This window comes from Mesorhizobium sp. P2_A8 (assembly GCF_056404935.1).
In genome coordinates, this window is the sequence record NZ_JBFUDB010000006.1 from 147,658 (window position 1) to 172,700 (window position 25,043).

The window sequence follows — 25,043 nt, forward strand, 5'->3', positions numbered from 1 at the left end:
AAAATCGGAAGTCGGCGCAGCAAGAAAGTTGCGGACTCTTCGGACATGGTCATGCAATAAAACAGAGTTGATCGCATTCGAGGGCCTGTTTGACAGCCAGTTCTGCCGTCGCGGCGGAGGTGGTTTCCAGCAGGCTTCAACCCCAACCAGACCGGCAGGGGACCGCCATGCTTTCTTTCGTTATCAGGCGTCTCGGCACCATGGCATTGACGATGCTGTGCCTGACGATGGTCGTCTTCTTCCTGATCAATCTCGATCCGAACCTGAAGAAGCTGGCGATCAGCCAGACCGAAATGCATACCTCCGCCGAGCAGCTGGAAAGCTGGCTGGCCGAACATGGCTATCGCCAGAATTTCTTTGTCAGGTACGGTCAATGGCTCGGCCTTATGCCCAAGCAGCCGGTGACCGATCCCGCGACGGGCAAGCCGGCGCAGCGTTTTTCCTTCTGCAACGATCCGCTCGTGCCGACCTTCTCCGGCATTCTGCAGGGCGATTTCGGCTGCTCGACCAAGTTCAAGACCACTGTGGCGTCGAAGCTGTTTCCGGCGCTTAGCGCCACCGGCATCCTGATGCTCTGCGTCCTGCTGGTTATGGTGCCGGTCTCGCTGGTGATCGGTATCCTTGCCGGTATGCGCGAAGGGTCACGAACCGACCGGGTGCTATCGGTCGCCTCGATTGCGTCGACGGCGACACCCGAATATGTGTCGGGCGTCATCTTCACTGTCATCTTCGCCTCGTGGCTCGGTTGGCTGAACGGCTCGGCGGCCTCGGCCAGCCAGGGCATCACCTTCTACAATTTCACTTTGCCGGTCATGACGTTGGCGATCTATGGCATCGGCTACATCGCCCGCATGACCCGCGCTTCGATGGTCGAGGTGATGACGCAGCAATATATCCGGACCGCCCGATTGAAGGGCCTTTCCTTCGGCAACGTCGTGGTCAAGCACGCACTGCGCAATGCGCTGATCGCGCCATTCACGGTCATCATGCTGCAATTCCCCTGGCTGCTCACCGGCGTCGTCATCGTCGAGGTGATGTTCCGCTACCAGGGGTTCGGCTACACGCTGGTCGAGGCTGCCGGCAACAACGACATCGACCTTTTGCTGGGCTGTTCGCTGGTCTCGGTGTTCATCGTCCTGATCACCCAGCTTATTTCCGATGTCGGCTACGCGTTTCTCAATCCGCGTATCAGAGTTCAGTAGGAGAACGGGCGGATGCAGGTCGAATATATCGGCGCCTTCAATGTCGTGCTTGGCGTGCTTGCGCGTTTCTGGCCGGTCTGGATCGCTCTCGTCCTGGTGATGGGGGCGAGCTTCACCTACAAGAAGAAGCTTGGCCTTTACGGCCAGCTCTTCGACAGTGGTGTCGGCATCGTCGGCGTCGGCATCTGCCTGTTCTGGCTGTTCACGGCGATCTTCGCGTCGACCATCTCGCCCTTCGATCCGCTTGCCCAGATCCCGATCATGAAGGACACGCTGCCGGGCGCGATCGAGCCGGCGTCGAGGCTCGTCTACTACTTCGGCGGCGACAAGCTGGCCCGCGACGTGTTTTCGCGCATGGTCTATGGCAGCCAGATCGTGCTGATCATCGCACCTGCCGCGACGGGCTTCGCGCTGATGGTCGGCATCACGCTCGGCCTGCCGGCCGGCTACTATGGCGGCAAGATCGACACCGTGCTGTCGTTCCTCGCCAATCTGGTGCTGGCCTTCCCGGTGATCCTATTGTTCTACCTGCTGGTGACGCCTGGCATCATGGACACGCCGATCCCCTACGCCATGGCCGGCGTGTTCTTCCTGTTTCCGATCATCTTCTTCAGCGTGCTGTTCTGGACACGCTATAAGAACCGGCCCGACCGGCTCTACATCCTGCTCGGCATCACCCTGATCCTCGGCGGCTGGATTTACCTTGGCCTCGTGTTCGACGCCGATCCGCTGAAGATCGTGCATATCGACCCCAACCAGCTCAACATCTTCGTGGCGGTGGTGTTCGCCTCCAGCCCCGGCGTGTTCCGCATCGTGCGCGGCCTGGTGATGGACATCAAGACGCGCGATTATGTGGCGGCGGCGCAGACGCGCGGTGAATCGCCCTGGTACATCATGCTGTGGGAGATTCTGCCCAATGCGCGCGGGCCGCTGATCGTCGATGCCTGCCTGCGCATCGGCTACACCACCATCCTGCTCGGCACGCTCGGCTATTTCGGCCTCGGCCTGGCGCCGGAAAGCCCGGACTGGGGCACCGCGATCAAGGACGCCAGCCGCCTGCTGCGCTCCTTCATCCACCCGGCGCTGCCGCCGACGATCGCACTGATGTCGTTCGTGCTGGGGCTCAATTTGCTCGCCGACTCGTTGCGCGAACAATCGATGAAAGACTGATCTGGGGTTTCGACCCGACGCGAATAGCACGTGCCTGAAAAACCAAGGATTGGAGCGACCCATGAATGAGGCAGTTCGAAATCCCGGCAAAACGACCCCTGGGCCGATCATCGAGATCGAGAACCTGTCGATCTCCTTCTTCACCCGCAAGGGCGAGATCCCGGCTGTCATGGATTTTTCCTGCACGGTCATGCCGGGCGAGGCGATGGGCATTGTCGGCGAATCCGGCTGCGGTAAGTCGACCGTGTCGCTGGGCATCATGCGCGACCTCTCCAACATCGGAAAGATCGTCGGCGGCAAGATCAAGTTCCAGGGCAAGGACATGGGCGAGCTCTCCGACGAGGAACTGCGCGCCATCCGCGGCAACAAGATCGCCATGATCTACCAGGAGCCGATGGCGAGCCTCAATCCCGCGATGAAGGTCGGCCAGCAGTTGATGGAAGTGCCGCTGATCCACGACAAGGTGTCGAAGGAAGAGGCTTACAAACGCGCCCTCGACATGGTGCGCTCGGTCAAGCTGCCCGACCCCGAGCGCATGATGCGCTCCTATCCGCATCAGCTGTCGGGCGGCCAGCAGCAGCGCATCGTCATTGCTATGGCGCTGCTGTCGAAGCCGGCGCTGCTTCTGCTCGACGAGCCGACGACGGCGCTTGATGTGACGGTGGAGGCGGGCATCGTCGACCTGGTCAAGGGGCTCGGCGAGAAGTTCGGCACGTCGATGATTTTCGTCTCGCACAATCTCGGCCTGATCCTGGAGACCTGCGACCGCATCACGGTGATGTATTCGGGCGAGGCGGTGGAGACCGGCAAGATCAAGGACGTGTTCGACCGGATGCGGCATCCCTATACGCAAGGGCTGTTCCGCTCGATCCCGCTCCCCGGCGCCGACAAGAATTCACGGCCGCTGATCTCCATCCCCGGGCAATTGCCACTGCCGCACGAGCGGCCGAAAGGCTGCAATTTCGGACCGCGTTGCCACCATTTCGTCGAGGGCGTCTGCAACGCCGCCGAAATCCCGATGATCGAGGTCGCGGGTCATGAAGGTCATTTCTCGCGCTGCGTGCGCTTCAACGAGATCGACTGGGAGGCACTGCCGCCCGGCGCCAAGAAGGTCAATGAACGCGTCGTGCCCGGCGCGCCGGTGCTCAAGGTCGAGGATCTGAGAAAATACTACAAGGTCGGCGGCAGCGAGGTGTTCGGCTCGAGCGAAGGCCGCGTCGTCAAGGCCAACGAGACGATCTCATTCATGGCGCGCGAATCCGAGACGGTCGCCATCGTCGGCGAATCCGGCTGCGGAAAGTCGACGCTGGCCAAGGTGCTGCTCGGGCTGGAGACGGCAAGTGCCGGCACTGTGACGCTGGGCAACAAGGAAATCCAGTCGACCGGCATCGAGAACCGCAGTGTCGAAACCGTATCGTCGATCCAGATGGTGTTCCAGAACCCGTTCGACACGCTCAACCCCAGCCATTCGGTAGGATCGCAGATCATCCGCACGCTGGAGAAATTCAATGTCGGCAAGACGGTCGCCGACCGCCGCAAGCGCATGCTGGAACTGCTCGACCTGGTGAAGCTGCCGCGGGCATTCGAGACCCGCAAGCCGCGTCAACTGTCAGGCGGCCAGAAGCAGCGCATCGGCGTGGCGCGCGCCTTTGCCGGCGACGCCAAGGTGGTGGTGGCCGACGAGCCGGTATCGGCACTCGACGTGTCGGTACAGGCGGCGGTGACCGAACTGCTGATGGACATCCAGCGCAAGAACAAGACGACGATGCTGTTCATCAGCCACGATCTGTCCGTCGTGCGCTACATCGCCGACCGCGTCGTCGTCATGTATCTCGGCTATATCGTCGAGCAGGGCACGACCGACCAGATCTTCGCGCCACCCTATCACCCCTATACCGAGGCGCTGCTGTCGGCGATCCCGATCGCCGACACCAGTGTGGTGAAGCGGCACATCGTGCTGGAAGGCGACATTCCTTCGGCGATGAATCCGCCGTCGGGCTGTCCGTTCCAGACCCGCTGCGGCTACAAGAAACTGGTGCCGGACAATCTGTGCGAGACCAAGGTGCCGCCGGTCAAGCATCTCGGCGATGGCCATATGAGCCTGTGCTGGCTGGCCGACGACGTGCTGGCCAAGATGGAGCCGGTGATCAAGTTCGACAAGGAGCATGCCGCGCATGAGGGCGTGCCGGAAGACGCGCCGCCTGTTCCGGGGGTGTCCACTGCAACGCCCAAGCCTCCACGCGGCAAGAAGCCGAGCTGACGGCGGAAGCGCAGTCAGCGCAGCGGCGTGATCAGTTGCCGCACTGGCTCAACTGCTGCGCATAATCCCGCGCCATCTTTTCGGTGGCCCGGGCATAGCCCTGGACGCCGGCATCGCCGCGGTTGCCGCGGCCATAGGCGGTCCAGCCGAGATAGTAGGCGAGATAGAGATTGTAGGTGTCGTTGCGGGCGACGCCATACGTGTCTGCCGTCTTGGAGTGATACCAGCCGACGAAATCGACAGCGTCGGCAAACTTTGTCCGCCGCGCCGCCCAGTTGCCGGTCTCCCTCTGATATTGCGACCAGGTGCCGTCCAGCGCCTGCGAAAAGCCGGTGGCCGACGAGACGTGTTTCCACGGAATGAAGCCGAGCAGCTTGGTGCGCGGCGGGCGGGCGTTGCTCTTGAAGCCGGACTCCTTGCGCACCGTCGCCATCAGCACGGGAACCGGCACGCCGTATTTCTGCTGCGTGCGCTCGGCGGCCGACTGCCAGTTGTCGAACCAGCCGTCATTCTGGTCGAAGACGGCGCAGACATTGTTGATATGACTGGGCGCCGTCGCGCAGGCCGAAAGGGCCAGCAGCACGCAAACCGCACCAATTTTACTAAAACTCGAGCTACGCATTGGAGGAGCAATAGGCCGAAAACATAAAAGGAATCTTGCTGCGTTCGTTAACGCTTGATCGGCGCATTCATCTCAGAAAGCACCATATTAATAATCCGACATGTTTCGTCGCTTTTCCTAAATGGATATTGCAGAAATGCCGCCGTGGCTAAAATCACGCCCGCAAACGGCGTATTTCTGACAGCTTGCCTGGTTCGCCGGGGCTTTGATATCAGGCATGAACGAACCAAGACGCAAACGCGGCGCCGAGCGCACCAGCAACAGGGGGCCGTCGGCTATCCCGCAATTGCCGCTCAGGCGGGTGACCAATCCCTATCCGCCGATGGCAATGCTCTCGCCTGAGCAGATCGAGCAGATTCACCAGGCGTCGATACACATATTGGAGAATTTCGGCATCGAGGTGATGAGCCCGCGTGCGCTGTCGCTGTTCGAGAAGGCAGGCGCCAAAGTCGATCATGCGACGGCGAATGTCCGCATTGATCGCGGCATGATCGCCGAGGCGTTGAAGACCACGCAGTCCAATTATACGCTGACGCCGCGCAACCCGGCTAATGCCGTTCATCTCGGCGGCAACACCATCAATTTCACGCTCGTTGCCGGGCCGCCAAACGTGCACGACATGGAGCGCGGCCGCCGCGCCGGCAATCTGCGCGACTACTCGGACCTCACCCGGCTGGCGCAGCATTTCAACTGCATCCACATGCTCGGCAACCAGGTCTGCGCGCCGGTGGAGCTGCCGGCCAACTCCCGCCATCTCGACACCTACTTCACCAATCTGACACTCACCGACAAGAGTTTCCATGTCTCGGCGATCGGCCGGGGCAGGGCGCTGGACGGCATCGAGATGATGGCCATCGCGCGTAGGCTGACACTGGACCAGATGCGCGACGATCCCGGCATCACCACCATCATCTCGGTCAACTCGCCGCGCCGCTTCGACGAGATGATGGCCGAGGGGCTGATGACGATGGCCGAATTCGGCCAGTCGGTGGCGGTGACGCCGTTCACGCTGATGGGGGCGATGAGCCCTGTGACGCTGGCCGGCGCGCTGGCGCAGCAGAATGCCGAGGCGCTGTTCGGCGTGGTGTTGACGCAGCTCGTGCGACCGGGCGCGCCGGTGATGTATGGCGCCTTCACCTCCAATGTCGACATGAAGTCGGGCGCACCGGCCTTCGGCACGCCGGAGAACACCAAGGCCAACATCGCTTCCGGGCAATTGGCGCGTCGCTACAATCTGCCCTATCGCACGACGCCAGGCTCGGCCTCCAACGCCGCCGATGCGCAGGGTGCGTATGAGACGCTGATGGCGCTGTGGGGCGCGGTGCTCGGCCATGGCAATCTCGTCTATCACGCTGCCGGCTGGCAGGAGGGCGGGCTGACGGCGTCGTTCGAGAAGCTCATCATCGATGTCGAGATGATCCAACACATGATGGAGTTCCTGCGCCCGATCGTGGTCGATGAGGCCGAGCTTGCCGTCGAGGCTTTGGGCGCGGTGCCGACCGGCGGCCATTTCTTCGGCGAACCGCACACGCTCGAACGCTACGCGACCGCCTTCTACCAGCCGATGCTGTCCAACTGGCAAAATTACGAAGCCTGGCAGGAGGCCGGCGGGCTCGACGCCACGGCGCGCGCGACGCGGCTGTGGAAGAAGGCACTGGAGGACTACGTCGAGCCGGTGATGGACATCGCCGTGCGCGAAGAACTCGAGGCTTACATGGCCAGGCGCAAGCAAGCGATCGGGCAGGGCGAACCGTGATGCCTCCCATCCTGATTCCACTCCCCCATCCAACTCACTGATATCAGAGAAAAATCCATGAAATCGCATGCAAAGGTCGTGGTCATTGGCGGCGGTGTCGTCGGGTGCTCGGTGCTGTTCCATCTTGCCCGGCATGGCTGGACCGACGTCGTGCTTCTGGAGCGCGACGAACTCACGTCGGGCTCGACCTGGCACGCGGCCGGCGGCATGCACACGATCAATGGCGATCCCAACGTCGCCAAGCTGCAGAAATACACGATCAACCTCTACAAGGAGATCGAGGAGCTTTCCGGCCAGGCAACCGGCGTGCACCTGACCTGCGGCGTGCTTCTGGCGGCGACCGAGGCGCGGCTGGACTGGCTGCGCGGGGTCGTCGCCAAGGGCCGCTATCTCGGCATCGAGCTTGAGGAGATCTCCCCCAAAGAAGCGGCCGAACTGATGCCGCTGCTCGATCCCAAGCAGTTCGTAGGCGCTGTCAGAAACAAGGAGGATGGCCATCTCGATCCCTCCGGCGTCACCCACGCCTATGCAAAGGCCGCGCGAAAGCTGGGCGCGGAGGTCGAGCGCTTCACCAAGGTGGAGGACATCGTGCGGCGCGCCGATGGGATGTGGCGCGTCATCACCAACAAGGGCGAGGTGGTGGCCGAGCATGTCGTCAATGCCGGCGGCCTTTGGGCGCGCGAGGTCGGCCGCATGGTTGGCCTCGAACTGCCGGTGCTGGCGATGGAGCACATGTATCTGATCACCGAGGACATGCCCGAGGTCGCCGCCTGGAACGCCAAGACCGGCACCGAGATCATCCACGCGGTCGATTTCGACGGTGAGCTCTATCTACGGCAGGAGCGCGGCGGCATGCTGATGGGCACCTATGAGAAGGCCAACAAACCGTGGTCAGAGTTCCAGACGCCGTGGAATTTTGGCCATGAATTGCTGGCGCCGGACATCGACCGCATCGCGCCGTCGCTGGAGGTCGGGTTCCGGCATTTCCCCGCCTTCCAGAACACCGGCATCAAGCAGATCATCAATGGACCCTTCACCTTCGCGCCCGACGGCAACCCGCTGGTCGGCCCGGTGCGCGGCCTGCCGGGCTTCTGGGTGGCTTGCGGCGTCATGGCCGGCTTCAGCCAAGGCGGCGGCGTCGGGCTGGCGTTGTCCAACTGGATGATCGAGGGCGACCCCGGTGCCGACATCTGGGCGATGGATGTTGCGCGCTATGGCGACTGGGCGACGATGGCCTACACCAACGCCAAGGTGCGCGAGAACTATTCCAGGCGGTTTTCGATCCGCTTCCCCAATGAGGAACTGCCCGCCGGACGGCCGCTCAAGACGACTCCGGTCTATGATCTGCTGTCGGCCAAGGGCGCGCAATGGGGCGTCGCCTATGGGCTGGAGGTGCCGCTGTGGTATGCGCCGGAAGGCGTGAAGGACGAGTTCTCGTGGCGCCGCTCGAGCGATTTCACCCAGGTCGCCAAGGAGGTCGCAACCGTTCGCGACGGTGTCGGCCTGTCGGAGATTTCGAGCTTCGCCAAATACAAGGTGACGGGCGAGGGCGCGGCCGCCTGGCTCGACCGGATGCTCGCCTGCAAACTGCCGAAGCCCGGCCGCATGACGCTGGCGCCGATGCTGAAGGACGACGGCAAGCTGATCGGCGACTTCACGCTCGCCAATCTCGACTGCGAAGGCTGGTTCCTCGCCGGCTCCGGCATTGCCGAGCAGTATCATATGCGCTGGTTCGAAAAGCACCTGCCTGACGACGGTTCGGTCCGTATCGAGGCACTGGGCGCCAAGCTGACCGGCCTGTCGGTTGCCGGGCCTAAGGCGCGCGACGTGCTGGCAAAAGCCACGCGTGCGGATGTGTCTAATGCCGCGGTTCCGTTCATGGCCATAGGCAGGATGGATATCGGCATGGCGCCGTGCCTGGTCGGCCGCGTCAGCTACACCGGCGATCTTGGCTACGAAATGTGGGTAGCGCCGGAGTATCAGCGCGCCGCATTCCAGACCCTGATGGCGGCCGGCGAGGAATTCGGCATCGGCCTTTTCGGTTCGCGCGCGCTCAACGCGCTGCGGCTGGAAAAGAATTACGGCTCATGGGCGCGCGAGTACCGGCCGATCTACGGGCCGCTGGAAGCCGGCCTCGACCGTTTCGTTGCTTACAGCAAGGATGCGGATTTCATCGGCAAGGCCGCGGCACTCGCCGAGCGCAAGCAGGGCGGCAGGCTGCGCCTGCGCGCCTTCATCGTCGATGCCGACGACGCTGATGTCATCGGCGACGAGCCGATCTGGTTCGACGGCGCGGTGCGCGGCTGGGTGACTTCGGGCGGCTACGCGCATCACTCGAAGAAGTCCGTCGCTGTCGGCTATGTGCCGAAGGAGATCGCTGATGAAAGCGACGGTTTCGAGATCGAGCTCTTGGGCAAGCGTCATGCGGCGCGCATGCAGGCGGCGGCACTGTTCGATGCCAATTTCGAGCGGATGCGCGCCTGAAGCGCTTCGGCTTCGCCGATACGCTTCAGATTCTTTCTGTGCTGTCCCAAAACCGCAGAGCACTTTTAGGCGACATGCAGCGTGCGCTTCGGCTTCGCCGATGCGCTTCAGATTCTCTCCGTGCATGTCGTTGTCCCAAACCGCCGGGCACCTTTGGACGACATGCATTGGGCACGGCCGGTTGAGCGTCAGGCGCTGCGGCGGTTGTCCAGCGCGAAGGCACCGGCACCGGCAAACACCAGATAGAGGAAGATGAAGCAGAACGAGATTGCCGAATCGCCGCCGTTGTTGACCGGGAAGAAGTCGCGCGGCATGTGCGCCATGAAATAGGCGATCGCCATCTCGCCGGCCAGAAGGAACGCGACCGGGCGGGTGAACAGGCCCAGCGCCAGCAGGATGCCGCCGGCGAATTCGAGGATGCCGGCAGCGAGTGTCAGCCCGGTGAGAGCATGGGGTTGGTCGCTGACGGGAAAATTGAACAATTTCTGGCTGCCGTGTTCGATGAACTGCAGCGCCGTCATGATGCGCAGCGCGCCCAGGGCCTGCGGCTGGTATCTGGCAAGGCTCTCGAAAAGCTTCATAAATGACTCCATTTAGATTTAGCTTCCGGACCGGCCATAGATTATCGCCCGGCAATGGACCACTCACGTCCCCACGGCATGCCATCAACAATCGGTGATTGGAAATGTTCCCCAGTTTGACATTTCATATTGTTCTCGCAAGGGTTGCATTCCTATCGCTATGGTTGTATTAATATGGACATTCCAAACAGGTGGGTTCCCTTTGTTATGAAAAAAATCGTCATCAGCCTATTCGCAATCCTTGCAGGGACCAGCTTCGCCATGGCCGAGGATGCCGGCTGCGAAGCCTTCAAATGGCCGGTGACGCGGGAACAGGCGCTTTTTGCCGCAGCGCCTGCAACGCCGTCTGGAGCGACGCTGGCGGTGGGTGCTGCTGCGGATCTGGCACTGGTGCCGGCGGAGAAAGCCGGTTTCACGCTGCCGCCCGAGCGTGCCCCGGCATCAGGCACATTTGGCGCCGTCGCCAGCCTGGAGGTGCCGACCGAGGGGGCCATTCAGATAAGTCTGTCAGGCGAGGCCTGGATCGATGTCATTCAGGACGGCCACGCCATCAAGTCGGTGGGCTATAGCGGCGTGAAAACCTGCCCTGGCATCCGCAAGAGCGTGCGCTTCAAGCTTGCCGCCGGTCCGGCCACAGTCCAGTTCAGCGGCGCGAAAAAGGCAGAGCTGAAGGTCGCGGTGCTGACGCCGGAATAGGTTGGCGCCAAAAGCTGGGAATACGGCCTTCCATCGGCGATGCGTGCGATGAAAGGCCGACTCTTTGTGGCCGTGTTGAACGCTGTCAGCGCACCGGCGCCATCAAGGCGAAATGGGCGCCTTGCGTATCCTGGCACTGGACGATCCAGCTGCCTCCGGGTACCTCCATCGGTCCCATCAGGATCTTGCCGCCATTGTCGGTCACCCGCTGGGCCGCGGCGTCGATGGCCGGTACATTGAAGTAGAACTGCCACACCGGCACCGGGATCTGCTGCGGCTTGTTCATGATGCCGCCGCCGGATTCGGGGCCAGCCGTAAAGGTCTGGTAGGTGCCCATCGGGCCCATGTCGAAATCGCCGGCATTGGCCCAGCCGAACTGGTCGGAATAGAAATCGAACGCGGCCTTCCAATCCGATGTGTAAAGCTCGTGCCAGCCGATATGGCCGGGCGTGCTGGCCGGCACGATGGGCTGGTCCGGACCGTTCGGCTGCAGGAACATGAACGTCGCGCCCTGCGGATCGGCGACGACGGCAAAGCGGCCAACGCCCGGAATATCGTCGGGCTGGCGGTGAACAGCACCGCCGGCTTTCTGCAGCGATGCCGTCGCGGCATCAACATCTTTTGTATGGATGTAGCCGAGCCAAGCGGGAGGCATGCCCATCTTGGCAGCGTCCTCGGGGATCGTCATCAGCCCGCCGACGCCACGCTCGCCGACATTCATGACGATATAGCGCGGCATGCCAAGGGTCGTCTCGAAAGGCTGCGCCGTCCAGCCGACCACCTTGGTGTAGAACGCCTCGGCGGCGTCGAGATCGGTGGTCATCAATTCGTACCAGAAGAAGGGCATCGGGGATTTTGGCATGGTCGGTCTCCTCACCGGTTTGCATCGATCGTCGGTCGATCCATCCTAGGACGATCTTCACGACGAAAATCCGACGACGCCCAAATAAAAGATCGGTCCATGACAACCGTTCCCGGGTTGCGCGCCCGGCGGTTTTCGATTTCTCTGCGATGGGGAGGGTTGTCATTTCTTGCGCCGGATGTCGCTCACGCCTGAGCTAGTCGCACTGTGCCATCGGGAAGAGGCCGATCCTGGCCCTGACCCGAGCTGGACGGAGTTGAAGGACGAGGATTTCCGGCCCCTTGCCTTGCGGCTGTCCGATGAAGCCGACGAGGGGCCGCTATGGGTGTTCGCCTATGGATCGCTGATCTGGAAGCCGGAGTTTGAATCGGTCGAGCAGCAGCTCGCCACGGCCTTTGGCTGGCACCGCTCCTTCTGCCTCGACATGGTGCGGTGGCGCGGCAGCGCCGCACAGCCGGGGCTGATGATGGCGCTCGAACGAGGTGGACGGTGCAACGGCGTCATCTATCGCTTGCCGGAAGGCGAAAAACCGGCCCAGATCGAACGGCTGCTGCGGCGCGAGATCAGCGACCACGAAAGTATCGACACGGTCAGGTGGCTGCCGGTGCATACGGCACAAGGGTCGCTGCGCGCGCTTGGCTTCTGGGTCGGCGTGAAGGGCAGGGGAACGTCGCTGAAGCAGCCGCTGGACAGGGTGGCGAGCGTGCTGGCCAGAGCCTGCGGGCACATCGGATCCGGCGCCGAATATCTCTACAACACGGTTAGTCATCTCGAAGCGTTCGGCATCCACGACCGCAACCTGTGGCGGTTGCAGGAGCTGGTGGCGGACGAGGTCCGGGCGATCCACGGCCATGCTGTCGAGCCCAGCCATTCGCTCGCACTACAGACACCATAACATGAGTAAAAAGATCATGTTTTATCCAGCCTTTTCAGCACCTTGCTGCGAAAATTGACCAATTGATAAAAAAATAAAACGTGCTAGCCTTCCCCAAAACAAAACATGGGGAACTGACGATGCCAGAAGGCCAGTTCAAGGAAGGTATTGCCGGTGGCCGGCTTGCCGCCGACCAGTATGCGGATAATTTTTCCGACCTGCACCCGCCGCTCGATCATCACGAGGCGCTGGTCGAATCCGACCGCTGCTACTTCTGCTACGACGCGCCGTGCATGAATGCATGCCCGACCTCGATCGACATTCCGCTGTTCATTCGCCAGATATCGACCGGCAATCCGATCGGCTCGGCCAAGACCATCTTCGACCAGAACATTCTGGGCGGCATGTGCGCCCGCGTCTGCCCGACCGAGACGCTGTGCGAGGAGGTCTGCGTGCGCGAGGTGGCCGAAGGCAAGCCGGTGCAGATCGGCCGCCTGCAGCGCTACGCTACCGATGTCGCGATGAGTGAGAGCAAGCAATTTTACCAACGCGCCACTGCCACCGGCAAGACGGTTGCCGTGGTCGGGGCAGGGCCGGCCGGCCTTGCCGCGGCGCACCGGCTCGCCCGCCATGGCCATGACGTGACCATCCTGGAGGCGCGTCCGAAGGCCGGCGGCCTCAACGAATACGGCATCGCCGCCTACAAGAGCGTCGACAATTTCGCCCAGGCGGAAGTCGACTACGTCACCGCCATCGGTGGCATCGACATCCAGAACGGCAAAGCACTTGGCCGCGACTATCAGCTGTCCGATCTGATCCGGAACTATGACGCGGTGTTTCTCGGCATGGGGCTTGGCGGCGTCAATGCGCTGCGCGCCGATGGCGAGGATGCCGACGGCGTCACCAATGCGGTCGAGTTCATTGCCGAGTTGCGTCAGGCCAGTGACCTCGCCAGTCTGCCGGTTGGTCGGCGCGTCGTCGTCATCGGCGGCGGCATGACGGCGATCGACGCGGCGGTGCAGTCGAAGTTGCTCGGCGCCGAGGAGGTGACGATCTGCTACCGGCGCGGCCAGGAGCACATGAACGCTTCCGAGTTCGAGCAGGATCTGGCCGCCGCCAATGGCGTCACCATTCGCCATTGGCTGCAGCCGAAGCGGGTGATTGCCGAAGGCGGCAAGGTGTCGGCTATCGAAGTCGAGTACACCGCCATGAACGGCGACAGGCTTGCCGGCACCGGCGAGACGCTGACGCTCATTGCAGACCAGGTGTTCAAGGCCATAGGCCAGAGTTTTGTCCCGGCAGCGCTCAATGGCAGCGGTGCTGCGATCGAACTCGAAGCCGGCCGCATCAAGGTCGATGCGGAAGGTCGCACGTCGCTCGCCAAGGTCTGGGCCGGCGGCGACTGCATCTTTGGCGGCGACGACCTCACCGTCTCGGCGGTGGCGCAAGGCCGCGACGCCGCGGAGAGCATCCACAGGAGCCTCGCTCAGGGATAGGATCATGGCCACGGTGGAACCGGGCATCGCCCGTCACTACGACATATCGGGCCTGGAGGAGCGGATCATAGCCGCGCTCGCAGATAGCGGCGTGGACCTTGCCAATCTGCGTGCAAGCGATCTCGAAGCGGTCGACGAATTTCACATTGGTGGCGTGGCCGCCACCAAGGCACTCGTCGGGCAGATGGGGCTGAACCCGGGGACAATGCTTCTCGACATCGGGTCTGGCGTTGGCGGGCCGGCCCGCTTTGTTGCAAGCAACGTTGGCGCTGACGTTACCGGCATTGATCTGACGCAGAGCTACGTCGATATCGCGACCAGACTGTCGAAGCGAACCGGGATGGCCGGCAAGACGCGGTTCGTGCAAGGCAGCGCGCTGGATATGCCATTCGCGGATGCGAGCTTCGATGCGGCTATGATCCTGCATGTCGGCATGAACCTTCCCGACAAGCCGAGACTGATGAATGAGGCTGCCCGCGTGCTGCGGCCGGGCAGCGTTTTCGCCGTCTACGATGTGATGCGGCTGAAGTACGGTGCGCTGACGTATCCGCTGCCTTGGGCGTCTGATGAAACCATGTCCTTCGTTGGCACCCCGGACGACTATCGCTCGGCGGCCGTCGCTGCGGGGTTCTCTGTGATCGCCGAGCGGCCGCGCGGCGCCTTTGCCATCGAGTTCTTTGCCACGATGCGTGCGCGCCTGGCAGCCGCGCAAGCGGAAGGCAACAAGCCGCCGCCCGGCGTCGGCCTCATCATGGGCGAGGACGCCCGCACCAAGATCGCCAATATCACCGCCGCGCTTGAAGGCGGCATTCTTGCACCCGTCGAACTGCTCCTTCGTCTCGGTTGAAAGGGACCTGTCATGGCAGACATCCGCAACAATTTCGTCGGCATCAAATCGCCCAATCCGTTCTGGCTGGCCTCGGCGCCGCCGACCGACAAGGCCTACAACGTCATCCGCGCCTTCAAGGCCGGCTGGGGCGGCGTCGTCTGGAAGACGCTGGGCGAGGAAGGCCCGCCGGTGGTCAACGTCAACGGCCCGCGCTACGGCGCGATCTGGGGCGCCGACCGGCGATTGCTCGGCCTCAACAACATCGAGCTGATCACCGACCGCGACCTGCAGGTCAATCTGCGCGAGATCAAGCAGGTCAAGAAGGACTGGCCCGACCGCGCCATTGTCGTCTCGCTGATGGTTCCGTGCGTCGAGGAAAGCTGGAAGGCGATCCTGCCGGTGGTCGAGGAGACTGAGGCCGACGGCATCGAGCTCAATTTCGGCTGCCCGCACGGCATGTCGGAGCGCGGCATGGGTGCCGCCGTCGGCCAGGTGCCGGAATACATCGAAATGGTGGTGCGCTGGTGCAAGGCCAACACCCGTATGCCTGTCATCACCAAGCTGACGCCCAACATCACCGATGTGCGCAAGCCGGCGCGCGCCGCCCTTGCCGGCGGCACCGACGCGGTGTCGCTGATCAACACCATCAACTCGATCACCGGCGTCGACCTCGACAGTTTCGCGCCACAGCCGACCATCGACGGCAAGGGTTCGCATGGCGGCTATTGCGGCCCGGCGGTGAAGCCGATCGCCATGAACATGGTGGCCGAGATCGCGCGCGATCCCGAAACCCACGGCCTGCCGATCTCCGGCATCGGCGGCATCACCACCTGGCGTGACGCGGCCGAGTTCATGGCGCTCGGCGCCGGCAATGTGCAGGTCTGCACGGCGGCGATGACCTACGGCTTCAAGATCGTGCAGGAGATGATTGCCGGTCTCGAAAACTGGATGGACGAGAAGGGCCATGCCTCGCTCGACGACATTGTCGGCCGCGCCACGCCCAACGTCACTGACTGGCAGTACCTCAACCTCAACTACATCGCCAAGGCACGTATCGACCAGGACGCCTGCATCAAATGCGGCCGCTGCCACATCGCCTGCGAGGACACCTCGCATCAGGCAATCACCAGCATGGTCGACGGCGTCAGGCACTTCGAGGTGATCGAGGCCGAATGCGTCGGGTGCAATTTGTGCGTCAATGTCTGCCCGGTCGAGAACTGCATCACCATGGAACCGTTGGCGGCAGGGGTGATGGACGAGCGCACCGGCAAGCCGGTGTCGCCGATCTACGCCAACTGGACGACGCACCCGAACAATCCGATGGCCAAGGTGGCGGCGGAGTAGGGGAGCCCTTCACCGAAAAAAACGGCGCCTTCGGGCGCCGTTTTTCATTTTCCTATTGCAGATAGAAAATATCCAAGATAAGAACTATCCATGAATAGGAGATCGAAACCATGAAGCTGGGCGAGGGCGTCGAGGCAGCGATCCACTGCGCGGCCATGCTGGCCGGCGTGGAGGGCGAAGCGACCATTCCCGGCGCCGCCATGGCGGAAGCCTTTGGCCTGTCGCCGAGCTATCTCCTGAAACATCTCAACATGCTGAGCGCGGCGGGCATCCTGGAATCGGTCTCGGGACCGGCGGGCGGCTACCGGCTGGCGCGGCCGGCCGAGCGCATTACGCTGCTTGATATCGTGCTGGCCGTCGAAGGGCGCGAGCCGGCCTTTCGTTGTGGCGAGATCCGCCGCAACGGTCCGGTCAGGCTCGATGTCTCGGCTTATGTGAAGCCATGCGGCATCAACGCCGCGATGCTGAAGGCCGAGCGCGCCTACCGCACTGCGCTCGCCGAGGCAAAGCTATCCGACATCGTCGCGGAATACATGACCGATGCCGATCCGCGTTCGGTCGCCGCCGGCTGCGCCTTCGTGGCGCGCCATCAGCGGCCGCAGAAATCCAGTTCAACCAAGCAGACGTGAAAGGACATGAGGATGAAACAGAGGCTCCAGTTCTTCGCCATGGCGCCGGAAATCATGAAGGCGGTGTCGGCGCTCAACAAGGCGGTGGACGAATGCGGGCTTGAGGAAAGCCTGCTGCATCTGATCAAACTGCGGGCGTCGCAGATCAATGGCTGCTCGTTCTGCGTCGAGATGCACAGCCGCGAGGCCAGGCGCGATGGCGAGACCGAGCAAAGGCTCTATCTGGTGTCGGCGTGGAAGGAATCGCCGCTGTTTTCCGCGCGCGAACGCGCCGCCTTCGCCTGGACCGAGGCCGTCACTCTGATCGCCAACAATGGCGTGTCGGACGAACTCTATGGGAAGACGCTCGAGCATTTCTCGGAAGAGGAGCTCGTCAAGCTCTCCGTCGCGCTCGGCATGATCAACACCTGGAACCGGCTTTGCATCCCATTCCAGGCAATCCATCCGATGCCGGCGGCCAAGGCTGCCTGATTAACCGATGTGTCTTGGAGCGCCGTCGAGGGAGGCGGCGCTCCAACCGTTTTTAAAGGGAGAATTTGATGCCTGTCGATTTGCCTTCGACCCTGTTGTTTCTCGGCCGCCTGTTGCTCGGTGGCGTGTTCCTCTTCGCCGGCCTGCGCAACATCCAGAACGCCGCCTTCCTGACCCAGCTGATGGCCGCGCGCGGAGTGCCGCAAGCGCGGTTGGCGCTGTGGGTCGGCATTGTCTTGCAGATCGTTGCCGGCGCCTTGGTGATCGTAGGCCTCTGGACGACAATGGCCGCTGCGGTGCTGGTCGTGTTCCTGATCGCTGCCACGCCGATGTTCCACAATTTCTGGGACCATCAAGGCCCGGACCGCGCGTCGCGCATCAACGGCTTCGTCGGCAATGTCGCATTGAGCGGTGGGTTTCTGACGCTGATCGCGCAGTCGCTCTAGGCAAAGAGTGAGCCGATCGGGTTTCCCGCCGAAGATCGAACGATCACAAGGATTGCAGACGGCCGCGGTGCTGTTTGACTTCGGTACTGGACGCTCTAACCTGGGCCAGCGGCTTCTTGTCAAGGAGTGGCCCATGTCGGTCGTGTATCGACCTGCCGGCGCGCAAGATCTGAAACGAGCTGACGAGCTTGTCGTTGCCAGCATCAACGATTTGACCCAGCGCCATGGCTTTGGCCCAATGGCGGTCCCGCGCCCGACCAATTTTCAATTGTTTTCCCTGAAGGACGACGCCGCTGGCTTGTGGGTGGCGGAAGACGCCGGTGAAATCCTCGGCTTTGCCTGGAGTTGGGTCTGCGGCGATTTGTGGTTTCTGGCGCAACTATTCGTGTCTTCCGGACATCAGGGCAGCGGGATTGGCAACGAACTGTTGAAACGAACGCTGGAGCATGCGCGGCAATCGGGAGCGACCAGCAAGGCGTTGATCACCTTCAGCTTCAACACGGTGTCGCAAGGTCTCTACATCAGGCACGGACTGTTCCCGCGATTTCCGATCTACAATCTCAGCGTCGCGCAGGATGTCCTGAAAGGTCGATCAACGGCCGGGCAACTCCGGTGCGTGCCTCTGGAGGAAACAGCTTCGCACCTGTATAGCCTTGCTCGAATTGACAATCGGGCCTTGGGCGTATCACGAGAAAAGCATCACCGATATTTGATCAACGACGATGCGACGAGGGGTGTTGTTCTCTACGCCGGCGACGACTGCGTAGGCTACGTGTATATAGGCACCAACGGTCACATTGGACCACTTGCAGTCGCGCAGCCCGATCAGCTTGATGCTGCCTTCAGGACGGCACTGAACCTGGCTGCGGATATTGGTTCTTCGCAGGTGTCGGCGTTTCTCCCTGGCACAACGCAAGCGGCTCTAAGCACCGCCGTCGAGCATGGGATGCGCATCACGCTTCCCATGGTTCTGATGTCGACGCGGGAGCTTGGCAATTGGTCTCAGTATCTGCCCCGCAATCCTGGATTCATGTGATCGCAGCCGCCGCTTCCTGGCATGGCATTTGACCCGCAGCGGGCTCGTCGAGGGACACCGCGGCACTGCCGCCCCGACGGCGTCGATCTTAAATCGGAACCAATCGAGCCGTTGACGCATTTCGCCCCTGTATGCCGAGCATCCCGGGATGAAATATGAAAATTGCCCATGTCGCACCGCTTCATGAATCGGTGCCGCCGAGACTTTATGGCGGTACCGAACGCATCGTCTCGTATCTGACCGAAGCGCTGGTCGATCTGGGTCATGAGGTAACGCTGTTTGCCAGTGGCGACAGCCAGACTTCCGCAAAGCTGGTAGCCGGCCGGGAATGCGCGCTTCGCCTCGATCCGCGTCCGCTCAAATCCGAGACGGCGGCGCATCTTTCGATGCTTGCCGAGGTGCGGAAGCGGGCGCGAGAGTTTGACGTCATCCACTTCCACCTCAGCCACTTCCTGCACTTTTCGTTTTTCGAGGACATGGCGGAGCGGACGGTGACGACGCCGCATGGCAGGCTGGACTATGTCGACCTGGCGCCCGCCTATGAGCGTTTCCCGCGCTTTCCGATGATTTCCATTTCGCACAGCCAGAAGGCAGGCCTTGCCAGGGCCAACTGGTTGGCGACGATCCACCACGGGCTGCCGACCGGTATCTACGAGCCAACTTTCGAGACGACGCGGGAAGAACCGTACCTTGCCTTCCTCGGCCGGTTTTCACGCGACAAGCGCCCGGATCGCGCCATCGAGATTGCCTTGCGATCGGGGCTCAGGCTGAAGCTTGCGGCAAAGATCGGCGACGACGATCGCGCCTATTTCCACGAGGTGGTCGAACCTTTGATCGACGGTGATCGTATCGTCTATGTCGGCGAGATCGAGGAGCACCAGAAGGCGGAATTTCTCGGCAACGCGGCAGGCCTCTTGTTCCCTATCGACTGGCCGGAGCCGTTTGGCCTTGTCGCCATCGAGGCAATGGCCTGCGGCACGCCGGTGATTGCCTGGAATTGCGGCGCGCTGCCCGAGATCGTCGATCAGGGCGTGACCGGCTTTATCGCGGAGTCGATGGATGGCGCGGTCGCCGCGGTGCCGGACTTGCTGCAGCTCGACCGGCGAAAGGTGAGAGCCGTTTTCGAAAAGCGGTTTTCCGCCAGGAGAATGGCCGGCGACTATCTGGCCGCCTACGCGCGGCTGATCGGCGTCCCGGCCGAAGCGAAGGCGTCGTGAACGGCGACGCGTTCGAGCGACGGGAACGAAACGACAGGGATTTGTGACGAATGGCCCAACTCGACGAGCGCCAGCTCGATCCCGCGGTAGCCCTTGCATCGCTCGACGCAACCGCTCCTCGTGAACCACACCGGCTCTTTGCGCTCAAGCAGGGCGACTGCTTTGTGGTTGCCGATGCCTATGGCGACATACGCGGCGCCGGTGACGGTTTCTTCCGCGACGACACACGCGTGCTCTCCGAATTTCGACTGACCGTCGGCGGCAGACAGACATCGTTGCTCGGCGCCTCGCTCAGCCAGGACAATGTGCTGTTCACCACCAACCTGACCAATCTGCCGATGCAGAGCGCTAGCGGTCGAGACATTCCGCAGGGTGCGATTCATGTCGAGCGCGTCAGGCTGCTGTGGCAGGACAGGTTGTTCGAACGCATCACACTTTCCAACTACAGCCGGGAAACCTCGACAATCGGCGTTTCCCTGCACTTCGCCGCCGATTTCCGCGACATGTTCGAAGTGCGCGGCTCGACACGGCTGCGGCGCGGCATGGCCCATGTGGCCGAGATGGATGCGACATCCGTCCTGCTGCGCTATGACGGGTTGGACGGGCTGGCGCGTGCCTCGGCGATATCATTCTCGCAGGCACCGGACCAACTGACTGCCGACCGCGCCGATTTCCTTCTCGCCGTGACCAAGCGCAGCAGCAAGGTGCTCTATGTCGAGGTCGGTCCCGAGGTGACCGATACGCCCGATCGCGACCGTTTCCGCGCCGCCGCCGCCCGGGCCCGCTTTGGCATGCGGGCCAAGCGCCGCCATGGCGCGACGGTGCACAGTTCCGGTCGCGTCTTCAACGACTGGGTCGAGCGCGCCCGCGCCGATGTCGCGCTGCTGACCACCGAGCTTGCGACCGGACCCTATCCCTATGCAGGCATCCCCTGGTTCTCGACGGCGTTCGGTCGTGACGGCGTCATCTCTGCGCTGCAGATGCTCTGGCTCAATCCAGGCCTGGCGCGGGGCGTGCTGGCCTTCCTGGCCCAGCATCAGGCGACGGAGACGTCGCCGTTCAGCGATTCGCAGCCGGGCAAGATCATGCACGAGACGCGCAAGGGCGAAATGGCGGCGCTGCGGGAGCTTCCGTTCGGACGCTACTATGGTGGCGTCGATACGACGCCCCTCTACATCCATCTCGCCTGTGCCTACGCCGACCGCACCGGCGACATGGCGTTCATCGACAGCCTGTGGCCGTCGCTATGCGCCGCGGCCGAATGGACGGAGGAGGCGGGCCGCGAGACCGGGTTCGTGACCTACCAGCGGGCTGCCGAGTCCGGCCTCGCCAATCAGGGGTGGAAGGACAGCTTCGATTCCGTCTTTCATGCCGATGGCCGCATCCCCAAGGGGCCGATCGCGCTGGTAGAGGTGCAGGGCTATGTCTTTGCCGCCTTCCGGGGGCTGGCAAAGCTTGCCCGTCGCCGTGGCGAGGACGACAGAGCCGATCACTGGGATAGCCGCGCCGAGGCCATGCGGGTGTCGGTCGAACGCGATTTCTGGCTCGACGATCTCAGCTTCTATGCCCTGGCGATCGATGGTGCCGGCGAGCCCTGCAAGGTGCGGACCTCGAATGCGGGCCATCTCCTCCTTGTCGGGCTTCCCGAGCCGGAGCGGGCGCAGATGGTCGCCGACCAGCTTCTTTCGGCCTCCTTTCATTCCGGCTGGGGGCTGAGGACGCTTGCCGACGATGCCGTGTTCTTCAATCCGATGTCGTACCACAATGGCTCGATCTGGCCGCATGACACCGCCATGTGCGGCGCCGGCCTGGCGCGCTATGGCGAGCGTGACAGCGTGGTCCGGCTGATGAGCGGCACGTTCGAATCCGCGGTCCATTTCAACATGCGGTTGCCCGAACTGTTCTGCGGTTTTACCCGCGCACCAGGCGAAGCGCCGATCGCCTATCCCGTCGCCTGCCTGCCGCAAGCATGGTCGGCGGGTTCCGCTTTCATGCTGATGCAGGCCTGCCTTGGCCTGGAAATCGATGGCTGGGAGGGCGAAATCCGAGTCACCCGTCCGAGGCTGCCGATCGGCATCGACACACTCACGCTGCGACACCTGGGCGTCGGCGAAAGAGTGGTCGATCTGACATTCCAGCGCGTCGGCGACCGGGTCGTCGCCTTTCTCGCCGACCGGCATGAAGGCCTGGTACCGCTCATCGTCAGAACCTGATCCGAGCGAGATTGGCTGGAACCGATCCCGGTTTTGTGCGTTGCAAAATACAGGTCCGAATGGCGACCAGGTCGCCGGCGGACTATTTCAAATCGGAAACACAAACAAAATGGCCGCCGAACGGCCGGAGGTGATGGCATTCCCATGACAGATTATGGTGCGGACCTGCTCTGGGTTCTGATCCTCGCGAGCCTCGGTCTTTCCGCTCTTGCCGTTTTCCTTTCCATATCGCGGCAACGCCGCAGTCCCCCCCCGGCGGTTGTACATCCGGCCGGTGAGGACGTGGCCGCGGAAGCGGCGCGCAAGGTGATACGGGAGTTCGAAAAGAACGGCCAATCTGTCGATGCCGCCCTGGTGACATGGTCGCCCGAAACATTGCGCAAGATCCTGGCCGACGATCTGCCCGATGCGCAGGTGATCGTGGTCTCCAATCGCGAACCGTATATCCACAACCTCAGGGACAATGGCGTCGAACTGCTTGTGCCGGCCAGCGGGCTGGTTTCGGCCCTGGAGCCGATCACCCGCGCCTGCGCCGGCACCTGGATTGCCTATGGCGGCGGAACGGCAGACCGTCTCATGGTCGACAAGGACGACCGGGTACAGGTGCCGCCCGGCAATCCGTCCTACACGCTGCGCCGGGTCTGGCTGACGGAGGAAGAGCATCAGGGCTACTACCTCGGCTTCGCCAATGAAGGCCTCTGGCCGCTTTGCCATATCGCCTTCACGCGGCCGATCTTTCGCGAGTCGGACTGGGAAGCCTATGAAGCCGTCAACCGAAAGTTCGCCGATACGGTGGTTGCCGAGGCGCGCAACGAGCGGCCGATCGTGCTGGTCCAGGACTATCATTTCGCGCTGCTGCCGCGGATGATCCGCGAGCGCCTGCCCGAGGCGATCGTCATCACCTTCTGGCACATTCCATGGCCGAATTCGGAAGTGTACAGCATCTGTCCATGGCGTGAGCGTATCCTCGAAGGGCTGCTCGGCAGCTCGATCATCGGTTTCCACACCCAGTTCCACGCCAACAATTTCACCGAAAGCGTCGATCGCTTCCTGGAAAGCCGCATCGAGCGAGCCGATGCGGCCATCTCCTATGGCGGGCAGACGACGTTGGTGCACGCCTATCCCATCTCGATAGAATGGCCCGCGGACCTTCTGGCAAGATTGCCTGATGTCGATGACTGCCGCGCCCGCCTGCGCACCAGGTTCGGGCTGAAAGCGGATGTGAAACTTGGCGTCGGCGTCGAACGTCTCGACTACACCAAGGGCATTCTGGATCGGTTTCAGGCGCTGGACGAATTGTTCAAGCGATACCCGGAATGGATTGGAAAGTTGGTTTTCCTGCAGATTGCGGCACCCAGCCGAGGCACGCTCCCGGCGTACAAGCTGCTCCACGATGAATGTCACCGCTATGCCGAAGAGCTCAACGAGCGTTACGGCAGCGACGGCTACAAGCCGGTGGTCATGGTGGCCGAGCATCACACGCAGGAACAGGTCTATGAGATCTATCGCGCCGCCGACATATGCATGGTCACCAGCCTGCATGACGGCATGAACCTGGTCGCCAAGGAATTCGTTGCGGCACGCGACGACGAACAGGGCGTCTTGATGCTCAGCACGTTCGCCGGTGCCTCGCGCGAATTGCTGGAGGCGTTGATCGTCAACCCCTATGACGCCGCCATGATGAGCGAGGCGCTGCTGCAGGCGCTGACCATGACGCCGGACGAGCAGCGCGAGCGCATGCGGCCGATGCGGCAGATAGTCCGCGACAACAACGTCTATCGCTGGGCCGGCAGCATGCTTCTGGATGCGGCGCGCCTGCGCAAGCGCGGCGACGTCGATCGGGCAACGGGCACTGGCGACCGGCAGCCGCCAAGCGTCGACAATGTCGTCTCCATGTTCGAGCGCAAACGGCTGGCAATATGATGAGCCAGACCCTGCAAAAGCCTCAGACAGTGCTGACCGGGGAATGGGCGCTGTTCCTCGACATTGACGGCACCCTGCTGGAACATGCCGAACACCCGGACGCTGTCTCGGTCAGCGACGAGCTTCGTACATTGCTGCAGGGTCTGGATCACAAGTTGAACGGGGCATTGGCCGTTATTACAGGCCGCTCCGTTGCGGCCGTGGACCAGCTGTTTCAGCCTTTGAAGCTGCGGGCGGCCGGGCTTTACGGCCTCGAACACAGGCTGCTGCCGGACGACGACGTCGAAGTCGCGGGAGAGCCGGCGGATATTGCCGCTCTTGCCGACGAGATCGAGGCCGAGCTCGGGCGTGGGCAGGCCTATATCGAGCGCAAGGGCCGGGTGCTGGCCATCCACACGCGCGCTGCGCCGCATCTGCTTCCGCGCGCGACGCAGCTTGTCGAGCAGGCGCTGGCCAGCCTGCCAAAGGGCTACCGGGTGGTTGCCGGCAATGCCGGCGTGGAACTGCTGCCGCTCGAGGCGGCCAAGGGTGCTGCGATCCGGCGGTTCATGGGCATCGCGCCCTTCACAGGCCGCCGCCCGGTCTTCCTGGGCGATGACACGCCGGACGAAAACGGTTTTGAGGCCGTCAACGATGCCGGCGGCATATCGATACGGGTCAAACCCTTCGCGCATACAACCGCGCGGTACGGCCTTGCCGGCGTTGCCGAAACGCTCGCCTGGCTGGGGGGGCAACTTTAGGGTACCAGCCGAGGAGCGCAACCGCGCTGGCGCACCTTGGAGGGATATTTCGACCAGGAAAGGAACGGTTCGAAGGGACGCTTTGCACGGTTGGTGCGTGAGATCACGCCAGCTTGGCTCGTTCCTCGCTCCGCCCGCCATGTGGCCGCCGACATATCACCATCCGCCGCAGGCGCCAGCTGGCAAGAAGCG

General features: G+C 62.7%; 21 protein-coding genes. 18 read left to right on the forward strand and 3 right to left on the reverse strand.

Annotated elements, in window-relative coordinates:
• Positions 1-167 precede the first annotated feature (167 nt).
• The 3 genes from AC1D10_RS18830 to AC1D10_RS18840 all read left to right on the forward strand — a co-directional run bounded on the left by AC1D10_RS18830 (position 168) and on the right by AC1D10_RS18840 (position 4,632).
• Positions 168-1,202, forward strand: coding sequence for an ABC transporter permease (locus AC1D10_RS18830; RefSeq protein ID WP_477274424.1), 1,035 nt, complete (start codon positions 168-170; stop codon positions 1,200-1,202).
• Between the two features lie 12 nt (positions 1,203-1,214).
• Positions 1,215-2,372 (forward strand): ABC transporter permease, encoded by a 1,158-nt coding sequence (locus tag AC1D10_RS18835; RefSeq protein WP_477274427.1) that lies wholly within the window; start codon positions 1,215-1,217, stop codon positions 2,370-2,372.
• A gap of 61 nt (positions 2,373-2,433) precedes the next feature.
• Positions 2,434-4,632 (forward strand): dipeptide ABC transporter ATP-binding protein, encoded by a 2,199-nt coding sequence (locus AC1D10_RS18840; protein ID WP_477274429.1) that lies wholly within the window; start codon positions 2,434-2,436, stop codon positions 4,630-4,632.
• 31 nt (positions 4,633-4,663) lie between these two features.
• Here AC1D10_RS18840 and AC1D10_RS18845 read toward each other — a convergent pair whose 3' ends face one another.
• Positions 4,664-5,254 (reverse strand): transglycosylase SLT domain-containing protein, encoded by a 591-nt coding sequence (locus AC1D10_RS18845; protein ID WP_379103573.1) that lies wholly within the window; start codon positions 5,252-5,254, stop codon positions 4,664-4,666.
• A gap of 217 nt (positions 5,255-5,471) precedes the next feature.
• On the opposite strand from AC1D10_RS18845, the gene AC1D10_RS18850 reads away from it, so the two are divergent.
• Positions 5,472-7,010, forward strand: a complete 1,539-nt coding sequence (locus AC1D10_RS18850; RefSeq protein WP_477274431.1) for a trimethylamine methyltransferase family protein — start codon at positions 5,472-5,474, stop codon at positions 7,008-7,010.
• A 57-nt stretch (positions 7,011-7,067) separates the two neighbouring features.
• Positions 7,068-9,494: a GcvT family protein gene (locus AC1D10_RS18855; protein WP_477274433.1), complete on the forward strand. Its 2,427-nt coding sequence runs from the start codon at positions 7,068-7,070 to the stop codon at positions 9,492-9,494.
• Positions 9,495-9,682: 188 nt separating this feature from the next.
• Here the strand turns inward: AC1D10_RS18855 and AC1D10_RS18860 are convergent, their stop codons facing one another.
• The gene (locus AC1D10_RS18860; RefSeq protein WP_477274435.1) at positions 9,683-10,075 is read right to left on the reverse strand and encodes a DoxX family protein; all 393 of its coding nucleotides are present in this window, start codon (positions 10,073-10,075) and stop codon (positions 9,683-9,685) included.
• A gap of 207 nt (positions 10,076-10,282) precedes the next feature.
• Between AC1D10_RS18860 and AC1D10_RS18865 the strand changes: the two genes are divergently transcribed.
• Positions 10,283-10,771: a hypothetical protein gene (locus AC1D10_RS18865; RefSeq protein ID WP_477275003.1), complete on the forward strand. Its 489-nt coding sequence runs from the start codon at positions 10,283-10,285 to the stop codon at positions 10,769-10,771.
• Positions 10,772-10,856: 85 nt separating this feature from the next.
• Here AC1D10_RS18865 and AC1D10_RS18870 read toward each other — a convergent pair whose 3' ends face one another.
• Positions 10,857-11,633, reverse strand: coding sequence for a VOC family protein (locus AC1D10_RS18870; RefSeq protein ID WP_477274437.1), 777 nt, complete (start codon positions 11,631-11,633; stop codon positions 10,857-10,859).
• A gap of 169 nt (positions 11,634-11,802) precedes the next feature.
• On the opposite strand from AC1D10_RS18870, the gene AC1D10_RS18875 reads away from it, so the two are divergent.
• From AC1D10_RS18875 to otsB, 12 genes are all read left to right on the forward strand, one after another.
• Positions 11,803-12,528 (forward strand): gamma-glutamylcyclotransferase, encoded by a 726-nt coding sequence (locus tag AC1D10_RS18875; RefSeq protein WP_477274439.1) that lies wholly within the window; start codon positions 11,803-11,805, stop codon positions 12,526-12,528.
• A 119-nt stretch (positions 12,529-12,647) separates the two neighbouring features.
• A complete protein-coding gene (locus AC1D10_RS18880; RefSeq protein ID WP_477274441.1) occupies positions 12,648-14,003 on the forward strand; it encodes an NAD(P)-dependent oxidoreductase in 1,356 nt (451 codons plus the stop codon).
• 4 nt (positions 14,004-14,007) lie between these two features.
• Entirely contained in the window at positions 14,008-14,850 is an 843-nt protein-coding gene (locus AC1D10_RS18885; RefSeq protein WP_477274443.1) for a class I SAM-dependent methyltransferase, read from the forward strand.
• Between the two features lie 12 nt (positions 14,851-14,862).
• The gene (preA, locus tag AC1D10_RS18890; protein ID WP_477274445.1) at positions 14,863-16,176 is read left to right on the forward strand and encodes an NAD-dependent dihydropyrimidine dehydrogenase subunit PreA; all 1,314 of its coding nucleotides are present in this window, start codon (positions 14,863-14,865) and stop codon (positions 16,174-16,176) included.
• A gap of 110 nt (positions 16,177-16,286) precedes the next feature.
• Positions 16,287-16,805, forward strand: coding sequence for an RrF2 family transcriptional regulator (locus AC1D10_RS18895; RefSeq protein WP_477274447.1), 519 nt, complete (start codon positions 16,287-16,289; stop codon positions 16,803-16,805).
• A 12-nt stretch (positions 16,806-16,817) separates the two neighbouring features.
• Positions 16,818-17,276: a carboxymuconolactone decarboxylase family protein gene (locus AC1D10_RS18900; protein WP_477274449.1), complete on the forward strand. Its 459-nt coding sequence runs from the start codon at positions 16,818-16,820 to the stop codon at positions 17,274-17,276.
• Positions 17,277-17,344: 68 nt separating this feature from the next.
• The gene (locus AC1D10_RS18905) at positions 17,345-17,722 is read left to right on the forward strand and encodes a DoxX family protein (protein WP_477274451.1); all 378 of its coding nucleotides are present in this window, start codon (positions 17,345-17,347) and stop codon (positions 17,720-17,722) included.
• A gap of 133 nt (positions 17,723-17,855) precedes the next feature.
• On the forward strand, positions 17,856-18,758 hold the full coding sequence (locus tag AC1D10_RS18910) for a GNAT family N-acetyltransferase (RefSeq protein WP_477274453.1): 903 nt from the start codon (positions 17,856-17,858) through the stop codon (positions 18,756-18,758).
• A gap of 155 nt (positions 18,759-18,913) precedes the next feature.
• On the forward strand, positions 18,914-19,975 hold the full coding sequence (locus tag AC1D10_RS18915; RefSeq protein WP_477274455.1) for a glycosyltransferase family 4 protein: 1,062 nt from the start codon (positions 18,914-18,916) through the stop codon (positions 19,973-19,975).
• 50 nt (positions 19,976-20,025) lie between these two features.
• Entirely contained in the window at positions 20,026-22,188 is a 2,163-nt protein-coding gene (locus AC1D10_RS18920) for an amylo-alpha-1,6-glucosidase (protein ID WP_477274457.1), read from the forward strand.
• Between the two features lie 144 nt (positions 22,189-22,332).
• Positions 22,333-24,111, forward strand: coding sequence for an alpha,alpha-trehalose-phosphate synthase (UDP-forming) (locus AC1D10_RS18925; RefSeq protein WP_477274459.1), 1,779 nt, complete (start codon positions 22,333-22,335; stop codon positions 24,109-24,111).
• On the forward strand, positions 24,111-24,851 hold the full coding sequence (otsB, locus tag AC1D10_RS18930; RefSeq protein WP_477274461.1) for a trehalose-phosphatase: 741 nt from the start codon (positions 24,111-24,113) through the stop codon (positions 24,849-24,851). Before AC1D10_RS18925 ends, otsB begins: the two co-directional genes overlap by 1 nt.
• Positions 24,852-25,043 lie beyond the last annotated feature (192 nt).

Bases quoted from the DNA above. Each gene is read 5' to 3' on its own strand.
- AC1D10_RS18850 (WP_477274431.1), top strand. From the start codon at position 5,472: ATGAACGAACCAAGACGCAAACGCGGCGCCGAGCGCACCAGCAACAGG.
- AC1D10_RS18865 (WP_477275003.1), top strand. From the start codon at position 10,283: ATGAAAAAAATCGTCATCAGCCTATTCGCAATCCTTGCAGGGACCAGC.
- AC1D10_RS18835 (WP_477274427.1), top strand. From the start codon at position 1,215: ATGCAGGTCGAATATATCGGCGCCTTCAATGTCGTGCTTGGCGTGCTT.
- AC1D10_RS18910 (WP_477274453.1), top strand. From the start codon at position 17,856: ATGTCGGTCGTGTATCGACCTGCCGGCGCGCAAGATCTGAAACGAGCT.
- AC1D10_RS18880 (WP_477274441.1), top strand. From the start codon at position 12,648: ATGCCAGAAGGCCAGTTCAAGGAAGGTATTGCCGGTGGCCGGCTTGCC.
- AC1D10_RS18920 (WP_477274457.1), top strand. From the start codon at position 20,026: ATGGCCCAACTCGACGAGCGCCAGCTCGATCCCGCGGTAGCCCTTGCA.
- AC1D10_RS18855 (WP_477274433.1), top strand. From the start codon at position 7,068: ATGAAATCGCATGCAAAGGTCGTGGTCATTGGCGGCGGTGTCGTCGGG.
- AC1D10_RS18905 (WP_477274451.1), top strand. From the start codon at position 17,345: ATGCCTGTCGATTTGCCTTCGACCCTGTTGTTTCTCGGCCGCCTGTTG.
- AC1D10_RS18870 (WP_477274437.1), bottom strand. From the start codon at position 11,633: ATGCCAAAATCCCCGATGCCCTTCTTCTGGTACGAATTGATGACCACC.
- AC1D10_RS18860 (WP_477274435.1), bottom strand. From the start codon at position 10,075: ATGAAGCTTTTCGAGAGCCTTGCCAGATACCAGCCGCAGGCCCTGGGC.
- AC1D10_RS18840 (WP_477274429.1), top strand. From the start codon at position 2,434: ATGAATGAGGCAGTTCGAAATCCCGGCAAAACGACCCCTGGGCCGATC.
- AC1D10_RS18830 (WP_477274424.1), top strand. From the start codon at position 168: ATGCTTTCTTTCGTTATCAGGCGTCTCGGCACCATGGCATTGACGATG.
- otsB (WP_477274461.1), top strand. From the start codon at position 24,111: ATGAGCCAGACCCTGCAAAAGCCTCAGACAGTGCTGACCGGGGAATGG.
- AC1D10_RS18885 (WP_477274443.1), top strand. From the start codon at position 14,008: ATGGCCACGGTGGAACCGGGCATCGCCCGTCACTACGACATATCGGGC.
- AC1D10_RS18845 (WP_379103573.1), bottom strand. From the start codon at position 5,254: ATGCGTAGCTCGAGTTTTAGTAAAATTGGTGCGGTTTGCGTGCTGCTG.
- AC1D10_RS18915 (WP_477274455.1), top strand. From the start codon at position 18,914: ATGAAAATTGCCCATGTCGCACCGCTTCATGAATCGGTGCCGCCGAGA.
- preA (WP_477274445.1), top strand. From the start codon at position 14,863: ATGGCAGACATCCGCAACAATTTCGTCGGCATCAAATCGCCCAATCCG.
- AC1D10_RS18925 (WP_477274459.1), top strand. From the start codon at position 22,333: ATGACAGATTATGGTGCGGACCTGCTCTGGGTTCTGATCCTCGCGAGC.
- AC1D10_RS18895 (WP_477274447.1), top strand. From the start codon at position 16,287: ATGAAGCTGGGCGAGGGCGTCGAGGCAGCGATCCACTGCGCGGCCATG.
- AC1D10_RS18900 (WP_477274449.1), top strand. From the start codon at position 16,818: ATGAAACAGAGGCTCCAGTTCTTCGCCATGGCGCCGGAAATCATGAAG.